At 41.6% G+C, this 13,609-nt stretch carries 12 protein-coding genes; 6 read left to right on the forward strand and 6 right to left on the reverse strand.

Annotated features, from left to right (window positions below; translation table 11 throughout):
- Positions 1 to 22: 22 nt before the first annotated feature.
- On the reverse strand, positions 23 to 232 hold the full coding sequence (locus tag ACM0OW_RS06960) for a TOBE domain-containing protein (protein WP_414549304.1): 210 nt from the start codon (positions 230 to 232) through the stop codon (positions 23 to 25).
- A 352-nt stretch (positions 233 to 584) separates the two neighbouring features.
- Here ACM0OW_RS06960 and ACM0OW_RS06965 point away from each other — a divergent pair, with 352 nt between their 5' ends.
- The gene (locus ACM0OW_RS06965) at positions 585 to 1,745 is read left to right on the forward strand and encodes a substrate-binding domain-containing protein (protein ID WP_414549305.1); all 1,161 of its coding nucleotides are present in this window, start codon (positions 585 to 587) and stop codon (positions 1,743 to 1,745) included.
- A 35-nt stretch (positions 1,746 to 1,780) separates the two neighbouring features.
- Here ACM0OW_RS06965 and ACM0OW_RS06970 read toward each other — a convergent pair whose 3' ends face one another.
- The 4 genes from ACM0OW_RS06970 to fraC all read right to left on the reverse strand — a co-directional run bounded on the left by ACM0OW_RS06970 (position 1,781) and on the right by fraC (position 8,735).
- On the reverse strand, positions 1,781 to 5,179 hold the full coding sequence (locus ACM0OW_RS06970; RefSeq protein WP_414549306.1) for a PAS domain S-box protein: 3,399 nt from the start codon (positions 5,177 to 5,179) through the stop codon (positions 1,781 to 1,783).
- Positions 5,180 to 6,207: 1,028 nt separating this feature from the next.
- Positions 6,208 to 6,987, reverse strand: a complete 780-nt coding sequence (locus ACM0OW_RS06975) for an ABC transporter permease (RefSeq protein WP_414549307.1) — start codon at positions 6,985 to 6,987, stop codon at positions 6,208 to 6,210.
- A 55-nt stretch (positions 6,988 to 7,042) separates the two neighbouring features.
- A complete protein-coding gene (gene fraD / locus ACM0OW_RS06980; protein WP_414549308.1) occupies positions 7,043 to 8,125 on the reverse strand; it encodes a septal junction protein FraD in 1,083 nt (360 codons plus the stop codon).
- Between the two features lie 64 nt (positions 8,126 to 8,189).
- The gene (fraC, locus tag ACM0OW_RS06985; RefSeq protein WP_414549309.1) at positions 8,190 to 8,735 is read right to left on the reverse strand and encodes a filament integrity protein FraC; all 546 of its coding nucleotides are present in this window, start codon (positions 8,733 to 8,735) and stop codon (positions 8,190 to 8,192) included.
- Between the two features lie 183 nt (positions 8,736 to 8,918).
- Here fraC and ACM0OW_RS06990 point away from each other — a divergent pair, with 183 nt between their 5' ends.
- The 3 genes from ACM0OW_RS06990 (at position 8,919) to ACM0OW_RS07000 (ending at position 10,463) form a co-directional block, all read left to right on the forward strand.
- Positions 8,919 to 10,055, forward strand: a complete 1,137-nt coding sequence (locus tag ACM0OW_RS06990; RefSeq protein ID WP_414549310.1) for a cob(I)yrinic acid a,c-diamide adenosyltransferase — start codon at positions 8,919 to 8,921, stop codon at positions 10,053 to 10,055.
- Positions 10,056 to 10,099: 44 nt separating this feature from the next.
- Positions 10,100 to 10,252, forward strand: a complete 153-nt coding sequence (locus ACM0OW_RS06995; protein WP_414549311.1) for a hypothetical protein — start codon at positions 10,100 to 10,102, stop codon at positions 10,250 to 10,252.
- Between the two features lie 82 nt (positions 10,253 to 10,334).
- Positions 10,335 to 10,463, forward strand: coding sequence for a hypothetical protein (locus ACM0OW_RS07000; protein WP_017803793.1), 129 nt, complete (start codon positions 10,335 to 10,337; stop codon positions 10,461 to 10,463).
- Between the two features lie 8 nt (positions 10,464 to 10,471).
- Here the strand turns inward: ACM0OW_RS07000 and ACM0OW_RS07005 are convergent, their stop codons facing one another.
- On the reverse strand, positions 10,472 to 12,034 hold the full coding sequence (locus tag ACM0OW_RS07005) for an ArnT family glycosyltransferase (RefSeq protein ID WP_414549312.1): 1,563 nt from the start codon (positions 12,032 to 12,034) through the stop codon (positions 10,472 to 10,474).
- Positions 12,035 to 12,235: 201 nt separating this feature from the next.
- Between ACM0OW_RS07005 and ACM0OW_RS07010 the strand changes: the two genes are divergently transcribed.
- Positions 12,236 to 12,886, forward strand: coding sequence for a class I SAM-dependent methyltransferase (locus ACM0OW_RS07010; protein WP_414549313.1), 651 nt, complete (start codon positions 12,236 to 12,238; stop codon positions 12,884 to 12,886).
- A gap of 188 nt (positions 12,887 to 13,074) precedes the next feature.
- Positions 13,075 to 13,587, forward strand: coding sequence for a hypothetical protein (locus ACM0OW_RS07015; protein ID WP_414549314.1), 513 nt, complete (start codon positions 13,075 to 13,077; stop codon positions 13,585 to 13,587).
- The last annotated feature ends 22 nt before the right edge of the window (positions 13,588 to 13,609 follow it).

Here is a 13,609-nt window from a genome sequence, read left to right on the forward strand (position 1 = left end):
GAGAAGGGAGACGTAGGAAATTTTAGTCCACACCAATCAAAACATCAGTGGATTTCACAATTGCATACACTTCTTTACCTACTTCTATACCCATACTTTCGCAGGAAGACTTGGTAATAATTGAGGTAACTTCAACTCCAGGTGCAATTTCAATCACAATTTCTGCATTGACGGTTCCAGGTGTAACTTCCTTAACCTTGCCTTTGAGAGAATTACGCGCACTAACTTTCATTTTTTACTCCTCGTGTTACATCAGTTTTCATGTATTTGAACCACACGGTAGGGACGCAAGGCCTTACCGTGTGGTCTATTTAGCTGTAAATACCTGTAAGTGGAATACTATATGTACTTACCTAGACTAAGCAAGTATATTAGCACAATGTTATATACATATCTGCTAAAATAAATTATTCGATTGATCGCAGCTCAATACCTTTCGGTTAAGGGATGTAGAGACGTTCCATGAAACTTCTCTACAAGGGTTTTCGGCTCACGGATTTGCTTAACCGAGCAGTATTGGATCGCAGCTAACCTGTTCACGCTACTTTAAAAGAAGATAACCGCAAAAATTCAGTAGCTAAGACGTGGTAAAACAGGACGAACTTCGCAACAAATTAAAACAAACGAGAATCCGCTTGGGTATGAGCCAGCAAGATTTGGCTAACTTGGCTAATGTTACCCGTCAAACTATTAGCGGTGTCGAGTCGGGACAATATGCACCATCCACTACTATCGCCCTGCGGTTGGCGAAAGCCCTGGGTTGTCAAGTAGAAGATTTATTTTGGTTAGAGCAGGATTTACCAGCAATAGAAGCCGTACCAGCCTATAATGTGCCACTAGGTCAGCGTCTGCGGCTGATTTTGGCTCAAGTGGGTAATCAATGGATTGCTCATCCCTTAATTGGTCAAGATGCTTTTCGTACAGAGATGATACCAGCTGATGGCGAAGGCGATCGCTTACCCGGTGCAAATACAATTCGAGTCCAGTTACTAGATGATCCCGGAAATCTGCATTCCACAGTTATTTTAGCCGGTTGTGCGCCGGCTTTATCCTTATGGGCGCGTGCGGCGGAACGTTGGCATCCTAACCTCAGAGTACACTGGACTTTAGACAACAGTATGACGGCATTGCATCGACTGCGCCGGGGAGAAGTTCACTTTGCCGGGATGCATCTGTACGATCCTCAGACTGGAGAATATAATACTCCCTTTGTGCGTTCAGTTCTTCAAGGTGCGGCGGCTGTATTAATTAACCTTGGCGTTTGGGAAGAGGGAATGCTAACTCAGCCCAATAATCCCCTGGGATTGAAAACTATCGTAGACTTAGCACAACCTGGTGTCACCATTGCTAACCGCGAAGAAGGTTCAGGTAGTCGCCAAGTATTAGAGCGATCGCTCCAAGATGCAAGTATACCATTTACAGCCGTGAAGGGATTTGACCAAATTTTCCACGGACACCTAGAAGTAGCCCAAGCAGTAGCCACTGGCAAAGTTTCATCCGGTATCAGCACTGCATCTGTAGCCGCCGCCTTCGGATTAGGATTCATCCCCCTACAACAATCACGATACGACTTAGCAGTTCTCAAACCCTACCTAGATGAAGCCCCTGTACAAAAATTACTTGGCACTTTAGGACATCGGCGGGTACTTTCACAACTAGAGGCCATCGGGGGTTATAATACCAGCCAAACTGGGGAAGTAGTCGCCACAATTGAGCCGATGGAAAATGCTGGATCAAAAGCCTAGAGAGTCAGACTTTTGACCTTTGTCCGGGCGTATTGCTATAATTTACTTCCGCCTTGCGGTACTAGTCTAGCCACAGCTGCAACTAATTGAGAAGGTTCGGCGGGCTTGGTGACGTGCATCTGAAAGCCTGCTGATATTGCTTGTTGCTGATTATATTCTCCCGCGTAGGCCGTGAGAGCGATCGCAGGTGTCTTTCCCCCTTTTTCTGATGTCCAGCTTCTGACTTGACGCATCAGCATATAACCATCCATTTCCGGCATTCCAATATCGCTTAACAGGACATCTGCCTTTGATTCCGGCAGAGTTTGGAGTGCTTCCATCGCCGATGACACTGATATAACTTCTGCGCCTTCTTCTTCAAGAACAAAGCAAATAAAGTCTCGCGAATCCAAGTCATCATCTACAACTAGAATTTTAATCCCGTGAAGATTGCCCGAGTTAGAGTCCATTTCTCCCTCACTGTGGCTGGATGTTGTAATTAATTGTGTTGGTAAAGATGGTAATTGCACTGTAAAGGTTGCCCCTTCGCCTTCTCCGGCACTGTCTGCAAAAACTCTCCCACCGTGGAGTTCTACTAATTGTCGCACAATTGCTAGTCCTAGTCCCAACCCCCCAAATTTTCTGGTGGTGGCACTATCTGCTTGCCGGAAGTAATCAAAGACATGAGATAAAAAGTTAGGGTCAATTCCTTTACCTGTATCCATGACTTGAATCTGAATACTAGCATCAATCTTTTCTAGGCAAATTTGGACTCGCCCACCTGGGGGAGTGAATTTTACCGCATTGGAAAGCAGATTCCAAAAAACTTGCTGTAAGCGGTTGGGGTCTCCCATTACCAAAGTTGTAGAATCAGTGTCAGACACAAATTTCAACTTGATAGATTTAGCTTCTGCTGCTAAACGTACTGTTTCCATCGCCGCAACAATTGTCAATTCCAGATTCACTTGCTCCACATTTAATGTGAGTTTACCCTGAAGAATCCGGGAGACATCTAGTAAGTCTTCAATTAATTGGGCTTGTAATTTGGCGTTGCGCTCAATGGTTGCTAGGGCGGAAGCTGTTTTCGATTCATCAAATTTACGACTTTGGAGTAATTTAGACCAACCCAAAATCGGATTCAGAGGGGAGCGTAATTCATGGGAAAGCACAGCCAAAAACTCATCTTTGATACAGTTGGCTTCTTCCGCTTGGGCGCGGGCTTGCTGTTCGGCTGCATACAATCTAGTGTTTTCAATGGCGATTGATGCCATTTGCGCTAACTGCACAATAATGGCTTCGTCTTCTTTGGTAAATTCGGCCTCATACTTATCAGATAGTTGAATTAAGCCCATATTGTGGCCATCTCGTCCAATTAAAGGTGCAGCTAACCATCCACGCATGGGTGGATGATTGTCTATTTGCTGACTAATATTTTCCCATTGGGGATGAGCTTCGAGTTCAGTTTGAGTCATTCGCATAGAACGATTGATCAGGCGTATACTAGTATTCATGCTGAAGCCATCCAGATGTTGATGTGGCGATGACCAGCAGGCTGTATACTTATCAGAAAGTGAAGCCCAACTGATTAATTTAGCAAAATCATCATCAATAGTGATGCTGGTAAAAGCTTGGTGTGAGCCAATAATCTCACGGGCTTGCTCAGTAATTATGCGGATAATTTCTTCAATGGAGAGAACCGAATTAACCGCCAATGCAGCCTCCATTAAACCGTTAAGTTGTCTAGTATATTCTTGCGATCGCACCAGCATTTTCTCACGTTCTACTTCTACTTGTTTGCGGTCGCTAATATCAATACAGGAGCCAATGTAACCAAGAAAAGTACCTTCTGAAGCGAACCGTGGGACACCTATATCTAAAATCCACTGATATTTGCCATCCGCACGTTTGAGCCGATATTCCATTTTAAATTCTTGACGAGCATTAAACGCATTAATATAAGTTTCTAAACATCGCTGTGAATCGTCTGGATGTACTCCTTGCTCCCATCCGTGTCCCATTTCTTGCTCCATTGTTCGTCCTGTAAACTCCAGCCAAGGCTGATTAAAGTAACAACACAATTTACTAGTATCAGACATCCAAATCAGAGTCGGCGAGCTATTTGCCATTTGACGAAATAGTGCTTCACTTTCTTGTAATGCCGCTTCTATCTGTTGGCGCTCAGTTACATCTAATACTTGGGATAGTACAGAAATCAACTTACTTGATTGATCACATAAAGCTGAATTGTACCATTCACAATGAACGACAGAGCCATCTTTCGTATAATTACGGTTGAGGGAAACCACTTGAGTTTCTCCACTAGACAACCTGGAAATTGCATCCTTGACTACCTCTATATCTTCCCCAAAGACAAACTGCCAATCGTCAAATTTTTTACCCATCACTTCTGTAGCTTCCCAGCCAAAAATCTTCTCGGCGGCTGGAGACCAGCGAGATATCCGAAATTCTTCATCCCATTCGATGACTCCCAGAGGAGAACTTTTTTCATGGAACGTCAGCCTTTGCATCACTTCCCCCAATGACTTTTGTGCTTTTTCGCGATCACTTAAATCGATCACAAAACAGACACAATTAGGGGGTGACTGCTGCAAAATAGCCCCGCAAATCTGAATTGGGAGCAGACTCCCATTTTTCCGGATATATTGCTTTTCAAAGGGCGCGAAGCTGCCAAATTCTAGCAATTCTTGTAATGCATTCTCATCCAAATCCTGATATTCCAGAGGCGTTATTTGTCGCCAACTGATTCCTGCTGTGAGCAAATCCTCACGGGTATAACCCACCATCTGGAGAAAAATATCATTAGCTTCTATAATTTTTTCAAAATCTGCCAAAACAATGCCAATAATATTGGAGTCAAGCAATTTTTTAAATTTTATTTCATTTTGTGCCAATTCTCTGGCTATTTCTACATCGAAAATTTTCTGATCTGTCTTTAATTTCGGGTTCTGGGTGATGTCTGGGATGATCATATCTCTGTCCCCAGAATTATCCTCAATTCGTGTTGGTTCTGGCGCAAGCAGATCAGAAAAAGTATAGACAACTGCGTAGGCAGAAGTTTCACTAGCCAGAAATAAAGGCTGCAAATTCATCAATAACCACTTTAAATCTGAATTTGGTTGAGATAAACCCACAATCACATTTAAGCAGGGCTTACCTGTACGCAGAGCCACCATTGCTGGATGAGTTGTGCCACTCAAGGGTATTCCGTTTTCGTCAACAAATCGCCAGGAGGAGTTCGGTGAATTCCATGCATATATTTGCTCGGCTGTTAGTCCCAGAATCTTTTCAGCCGTAGGATTACAAGCTGATATACTGCCATCGGCCAACTGAAGTATTATCCCTTGTTCCAGAGTAGCGATTTTTGTCTTGCTATGTGGCGCATCGTCTAACTGTTGGTCAACCAAGTGAAAATCAATTATTTTTGGATGTTGCATCTTGTTTGCTGTGGATAAACTCAGCGAGACTATTGTGCCAAGAAATAGGATTTGATTCCTGGGTAAAATCTTAATTAGCAGGTTTTTTGCCTAATTTGACAAATTTTACAAATAGAAATATTGGTTTTTTTGTAATCTAACCAATGAAGTAAATAAATCCTCCCTAGGATAGGTGTTATGCCATAACCTTTCCTAATTTTGAAACTTTCATGAGTCATTATCCATATTGTGTCCGACTATAGTTATTGTCTGGTCAAACCTTTACACTAGATTAGCTATTAACTTTTAACTCAGACGTTTTTTAGATTATCAATTTTTGATGACTTATGGGATCATTTTTTGTGCAGCAAACGAGTTAATCAACGTCTTTGCGGTTCACGACCAATATTTTCAGAATTTATTACTGCCTCAAAATCCATTTCAGGGTTATTTCAGGTGTACTCTCGATATACAGTAACTATTACCCACAAACTACTAAATCCTGAATACTTTCTGGCTCAAAACGCAGAATACTAAACTTTGTGAATATTGACATTTGAGATGAAAAATTATAGTGACACACAAGAACTAATATTAATCCCCTGCAAGGCTACCGTGTATACACAAGTCCAAAAACCTTTTATTTGGGTAGGGTGCGTTATGGACGAATGGCACGAAGATAAGCCGAAACCTTGTCAAGGCAGGGGGTAGGGGATTGGGTGTTGGGTGTATTGTTCAAGAAAATTGAATCTTAGTACGTTCTATAGTTCAACATCTTCTTAATTCCCCACACCCCACACCCGACACCCGACACCCAAAAGCCTTGTAAATAATAGATTTGCCTTTATCTTAGTGCCATTCCGTTATGGACTTTAGTCCTAACGCACCGATAATCTAGAATGGTGCGTTGCGCTACGCGACAACACACCCTACAAAACATAATTTTGACTGGACATCATCATTTGTGTGTACACGGTAGCTTCCCTACCAGAGAAGGGGGCTAGGGTTAGGTTTCGCTTTGGTTCTTCCACATAACGTGAAAAGTGAGATCAAAACTCACGTCTTGAGAAAACGAAATTAGCGATCGCTAACAGCATGACACTATAAAATAAGCCATAACCGACATTGGTAATCAGTACTGTGGTATCAGGTAACGCGTTTAAACCATAAACAGCATCATTTTTTAAATCTAATCGAGATAAATCTGGCAAGATTAGGTATAAACCTTGAGTGATGCGTTCAATGAAGGGGCTGTTACTCAGACGACCCAAATTAACTAAATCTGGAGTAATGTTCCCCATTAAATACACTGCAAATGTTAACGTCACCGCTAATAACGAACTGGTAAATACACCAAAGGTAATCGCCACAGCAGTAATTAAAGATAACTGCAAAATTAAAAAAATTGCCGCAATTAAAATGCTGAGAACTGAATGGGGAATATTACCAATTTGCAAAAATCCCAAATAAATCACTGTCATCACCGTCACCAGTACAGCCAGCACCACCGACAAACCTAAGAATTTGCCAGCAATAATTTCGCTGCGGCTGACAGGTTTGGCAATCATGACTAAAATTGTCCGTTTGTCAATTTCTTTATTAACCAATCCCGTACCCAGAAAGATGGCAACAATTAGAGTTACAATACTCATTGCCCCCAGACCAAAGTCTAAAAACATTTTATTTTCAGTTGCAGCTGCAAATTCAGGTAAGACGCGCAAAGCTATGGCAAGTATGAGCGCATAAAACCCGATAATATACAGAATGCGATCGCGCACCATTTCCTGAAACACATTCTTCGCAATTACAAAAACTCTACGGAAATTCATCGCTTTTTAGTTAATACTCAATCTTAAATTATGCCCAAATTCCCCCAATTTACCCTCAGCGCTGCGCTGGTGGATCACCCGCAATAAATTTACTCAAGCGATCGCATTCAATCTCTGCTACTGTATTTCTCTCCTCAACTTCGCTCAGAGGGATTCTGGAAGTTCTGGCTGACACGGCTATGGGTTCAATTCGACAAGATTTTTGCAAATAATACCCCTTGGGGTTAGAGCTAGGGCCTGTCCAGATGCTGAGTAAATCTAATCTATATCCAGATTTGATATTAGCAACACGCGCCTCAACACGCCATAATTCTCTTTCTTCATATTGTCCTAGTTTTTGTTTAATTACTTGGTTCCCCAATTTTTGCACTTCCGGTGTTGCGTCTATCAACCATTTTTCCACTTGTGACCAAGGTGTGTTATTTAATGTTTGTTCTACTTGGATTTGGATACCATCGAGGATAGCTACACCATTTTCGGGAATTTTTTGGATTTCTTCCTTGGTTTCGGGTTTAGTTTCGTCTGTGGTTCCAGGTTCTACAGGTTCTACTATTCTGACAACAAATGTACTCCGATTAAAATTATCTGTGAGTAAACTGGGATATTGTGTTAACCAATTATCCATGAGAAAATAAAACTGAATCCAGCAACTGATGAGCATACAACTAGCTACCAAAACTATAATTCTTTCCCGAACTTCTGGTTTAGGAAGTTTGGCTGTAGTCTTTATATCAGTACCTTCAATAAAATCTGGAATCGCTGTAATTATTGCCGAGATGGTTGGCCAAAGTATAATTGTTCTGGGTGTAATTACGTCCTCTTGATTACCAAATGCAAAAACACTCACTAAAAATCCAGTTATTACTGCTCCCACTGGCATAAAAGTTCCAGGAACTCTTAAAGGATCATCAGTTGTATACCAAGCTGTGCCAGCAATTAAAAATAACCACCCTAAAAATGCAATTAAACTTTTTACATAACCTACAGCTAAAAATGAAAGTGTCCAAGAAAAAACACTCAAATAAATAAATGTTTGCCAAGAATAAGCTTTAGGTGGAATTAATAATTTTCTAACTCCCTCATAAATCCCCACAAAAAACTTTAAAAATCCCAAAACATCTTTAAATAAAGTTTGCATCCTTCACACCCCTAATTGATTGAATTGTGTATGACTATTTTTTCTGTAAAAATCTCAAATAATTCTACTTACGGCTCAACAATATAATCATGCTAATTGCACTGTAACTGAGTGAGTTTCCTATTAATATAGTGGTAACTAAATTTGTGCTTTGCAATCTGGCAACGCTGGTACGCCTCCATTTTAAGCGATTATTTTCTGGGGTTTTTTCATAGACTTGGAGAACATCTTCTTTTAAAGAAAGTACGAAAAATCTGAGAAAAAAGAATTTCATGAAAAATGTCATGAAGAAAATTATAAATCCAGTTAAAATCAGCACCCCTTGTGTACTTTCCGATCTAAAGTTATGGAAAAATATGTAACTGATTAATTCCGATTTTAAACCTATAGGTAATATTGGTTCTAGAACAAAAAACATAATCCAACCAATCGTGCTGGAAAAAAGGTTTATAGATATGGCATAAAACATACTAGTTTTTTTGTCGAATTTGAGTCTCCTGTTCAAAACATAAGCTTCTATAGGAATAGCAGTCAGTAAAAACAAAAATTCAAACAAAATTACACCGACAGGCAGGATTCTAGGAATATTGATATCTCCAAGTCCAAGCATAAAGTGTCAATAGTAAGGGTGAACGTTAGCGAGTATAACTGAGATAATAGTTCTGATGGTGTCGATTATCTCATTCTTATTATTCCTAATTACCTAAGTGTGCCATAACTCATTCTCCTCTGCGCCCTTGCCTTTGCATTTCAAGGTAAAATTAGGGATTGCCACGTTATAGCTTTTCGAGAAATGACAAGGAACGGCATCGGTATTCGCACGGCGCAAGTGCGTCCTGAACGGCTCACAGGTCAAATTCACGTTTACGATGGTGTGGGTAAAGGTAAGTCTCAAGCGGCTTTAGGGGTAGTTTTGCGCTCAATTGGCTTGGGAATAAATACACCGGGCGATTCGGGTCGCGTGTTATTGTTGCGCTTTTTAAAGGGGCCAGAGCGTGATTATGACGAAGATGGCGCGATCGCAGCTTTACAGCGTGGTTTCCCCCATTTAATTGATCAGGTTCGCACTGGGAGAGCCGAATTTTTTGGACATGAGGAAATTACCCCTTTTGACCGAGAAGAAGCAGCACGGGGTTGGGATGTAGCCAAAGGTGCGATCGCCTCTGGTTTATATTCTGTGGTGGTTTTAGATGAAATTAACCCAGTTCTAGACTTGGGTTTGCTACCAGTAGATGAGGTGGTACGGACATTAAAATCCAAACCTCACGAATTGGAAATCATCGCCACTGGACGCGCCGCACCGCAAAGCTTGCTTGATATTGCGGATTTGCATTCGGAAATGAAACCCCAAGACCACCCAAAAGCCAAAGAACTCTTGATTGAGGGGATTGAAATTTACACTGGTGCGGGGAAAGGTAAGTCTACCAGTGCTTTAGGTAAAGCCTTAAAAGCCATTGGTCGGGGAATTAATCACCCTGGTTCTACCCGTGTATTAATTATGCAGTGGCTCAAAGGTGGTAGTGGCTACACAGAAGACGCAGCGATCGCCGCTTTACAGCAATCATATCCAGAAGTGGTAGATCATCAACGCTGTGGTCGAGATGCGATTGTTTGGCGCAATTGTCGCCAAGAAATGGACTATGTAGAAGCCGAAAGAGGTTGGGAAATTGCTAAAACTGCGATCGCCTCTGGATTGTATAAAACCATTATTCTCGACGAACTCAACCCCACAGTAGACCTAGAACTACTTCCCGTGGAACCCATAGTCCAAGCCTTACTCCGCAAACCCCGTGATACGGAAGTCATTATCACTGGTCGCTGTCAACATCAACCAGCTTACTTCGATTTAGCCAGTGTTCACTCTGAGGTATACTGTCACAAACATTATGCCAATCACGGTGTAGAACTCAAACGCGGAGTAGATTTTTAACAGTTATCAGTTACCAGTTAGGAAAAATAGTTGGGTCGAAATCCTTGACTATAGCAACCGCCAAGGAGGTTAGGACATTGTTGATTGCCCAAAGCCTTGATGTAGGGGCGGGTTTATTAAAATTGTTATTAGTAATTGAGCATATCTGTAAACCCGCCCCTACTTGGTTTCTACGGGCTAACGCCCCGCTTCGCTAACAGGACTCAGCAATTTGCTATACATTGGTGTGATAACTGTTCACTGTTGACTGTTTACTGTTCACTGATTTAATTACTCACTATGGAAAACAGCAATTTACTTGATTTAATCACAGGAGGATTGGCGATCGCTATTCTGATCGGCGGGATGTTGATGATGTTTACTACTGTATTTTCTACCAAATTTAATACCAAGAAAGGTAAGAAATAGGTTCATTGTCAAAACACTTGAATCAATTGGTGTTTCTGCACAGTACCAATAACTTGGTGAGGTGTGGTTAATTCCGCCGCTTGGGTTGCAGAAATCCAAGCGTAGCTAGAAGCTGGTAATTCGGTAATTGAGTTGACTGGTTCACCATGAACGGGAGTGTAGAAATTCAGTAATACCGCAGTTTTCCCGTCTACTTGTAAAAAATGGATGGGATGATTTTGCCAAATTGAAGCGATCGCAGGTTGTTGCAGAAAAACTCTCACATCCGGGTTATAGTCACTAAATAAGCCTAGACCACCAGCTACAGCCAAAGCTAGCCAACAAGGAATTAACCAACCCGCCAGCCAATAACGAGCTGTGAGAAACTTCTGATGAAAGTGGTAACGACCAATCCACACCGTAGGCAAAATTAGCCAACCTAACCCCATAATTAAGCCCAGGATGGCATACTTGCGAATCTCAACGTCATCCACCCCAATCAAAATAACTATCCCAGCGAGCATCAATAAAATGCCTAATCCACCAAAAAGATAACTGAGATTACGAGGAAGTTTCTTAATTTCTCCATCTCCCCATTTTTCCAACCAACTTAAACCTACAGCGGCCAGCATTGCTATAAAGGGGTAAAGACAAAGACTATAGTGAGACAGACGAGTTGAGAAAAAACTCAGTTCAGCAAACAGCGTCACAGGAAAACCAACTAATATCAATTGGTAGCGAGGAATGGGACGGCGAAGTAGTAAAACTAAGCCGAGCAGAGCTAAAAAGAACCAGGGAAAGGATTTAAGTGGGACATTCCATAAATAGAATATGATGCCATTGCCATTACGTTCATTAGATCCCAACTCAAACACAAATCTGAATAGTTCTGCATAACTATCATCGCCATAGCGCATCCACTTAAGCCATAACCAACTCAAAGTAGGAATTAAACCGACTGCAAAACCTAAATATAAACAAGGGTTGCTCAAATGACGATGACGGCGATGTTCCCCAATTAAATAAGGTAATAAAGCGACAATTGGCAAAAAAATCATAAAGCTTCTGACTAAGAAGCCTAAACCCAAACTTAAGCCAGCGATAAAAGTCCAAAAATAGGCATATTTAGGATGTAGTTCAGCTTTGAGAACAGATAAAATAGCTAACAATACCAGAAATATCATGGGGACATCTGGCGTACCTAAGCGGCAATATTGCAGCCAAAGAAATTGCACACTTAGAATTAAGCCAGCTAGCCAAGCTAATTTTTTGTTGAGCAGGATTTTGCCGATTTCATAGATGAGTAATACGCTCAAAATCCCAATAATCATGCTCGGTAATCGCACACTAGCTTCACTGATCCCAAATAACTTATAGGAAATGGCAATTATCCAATAAGGGCCAGGGGTTTTATGATGGACTGTACCCCAAGGGGCTATCCAATCACCAGATTCAAACATGAAACGCGCTCTCGTGGCGTAAAGCCCTTCATCATGCGCCATCAGGCTATTATCCCCAGAACTGAATAGCAATAAGGGGAGTATCCACAGTAGTAAACTGATATAAGGAAATAAACGAAATCTATACAACATTGAATTACAGCAGTTTTCATCTATTTGAACCACATCTGTCGTAGGGGCGCAAGGCCTTGCGCCCCTACCGTGTGGTCTATTTACCTAAAAATAGCTGTAATATTGACCTCTCCTCATTTCTTGCCGAGAGATTTATTAAAATACATAATATTACCTAAAAATCCGCCAAATTAGCAAATAACTTTTCTCAGATAAACCTTTATGCTACTTAAACCCGATCAACGCCAGAAATTAGACGATACAGACGACAAGCTATTTTACGACTATCCCCGCTTTGTCACTCATGTCGATGATGGATTTATTCAACAGCTAACAGATTTATATCGCGATCGCCTGAAACCCGACACGCGTATCCTAGATATGATGAGCAGTTGGGTGTCTCATCTCCCAGCCGAGATAGAATTTGCCCATGTAGAGGGACACGGACTCAACGCCGAAGAGTTAGCCCGTAATCGTCGTTTAAATCATTACTTTGTCCAGAATCTCAATGATCAACCTCAACTACCCCTACCAGACCAAAGTTTTGATGCCGTTCTGAATTGCGTTTCTGTACAGTATATGCAGTATCCAGAGGCCATATTTGCCGAAATTCATCGTATCCTCAAACCCGGCGGTATGGCAATTATCAGCTTTTCTAACCGAATGTTTTTCCAAAAAGCGATTCAAGCTTGGCGAGACACTTCAGAAGCTACTAGGGTGGAATTAGTCAAGCACTACTTCACCTCAGTCCCTGGATTTACGGCTCCAGAGGTGATTGTAAATAAATCAACAGCACCGAATTTTTTACAGTGGTTAGGTGCTGGCGGAGGAGATCCATTTTATGCTGTCATCGCTTCCCGGTCTGAGTGCTGAGTGGGGAGTGGGTAGGGGCGGGTTTAAGCAGCCAGTCTGTGGTTCGTCAACATCCTTAGTAAACCCGCCCGTACAGGAGTCGGGTGAGGGCTGAGTAAAAGAAAATATCAAAAAGTGAATTTTCCAAGTTAAAACTGAAGTCAGCAGAGATAATTGGCTCAAAGCTCAAATATCAGGAACAACCAAAAATGAATTTTTCTCGCGCATCTAAAATTTTACCCGCTTTATTATTGTCAGTGTTACTACTGACTACTGCTTGTACTCCAGCCGAACCCGGTCGCTTTGATCAGGTACAGCAAGAAAGTACTCAACAAAAAAGAGGTCAAGCAGTTGTCGAAACAGCTACTCAAGGTGGAGAATTTAATAAATTCTTTCCTGCTGCTGGTGATGGCTACGAGAGAGTATTTACCCAAGAGAAAAAAGGTTTTGCTGAAGCTAAGTTAAAAAAAGATGGTCAAGATTTGGCTATGTTAGCTATTTCTGATACTAGCAGTACACCAGAAACCGCAGCTAACTACTCTAATAGCACCAAAGAAATCGATGGTTATCCGGCGCGGGAAATTGGCAAAACTCAAACAGCAGTACTAGTAAATAATCGTTACCAAGTAAAAGTATTATCTCGTGATCCGTCATTTACTGCCAGCGATCGCGCCGACTGGATCGAGAAATTTAATCTTGATGGTCTAGCAACATTGAAATAACTTTAACTACGCCCAGTAACAA

Origin of the sequence: Anabaena sp. CCY 0017, from assembly GCF_963920885.1 — a bacterium.
Taxonomy (GTDB): domain Bacteria; phylum Cyanobacteriota; class Cyanobacteriia; order Cyanobacteriales; family Nostocaceae; genus Nodularia.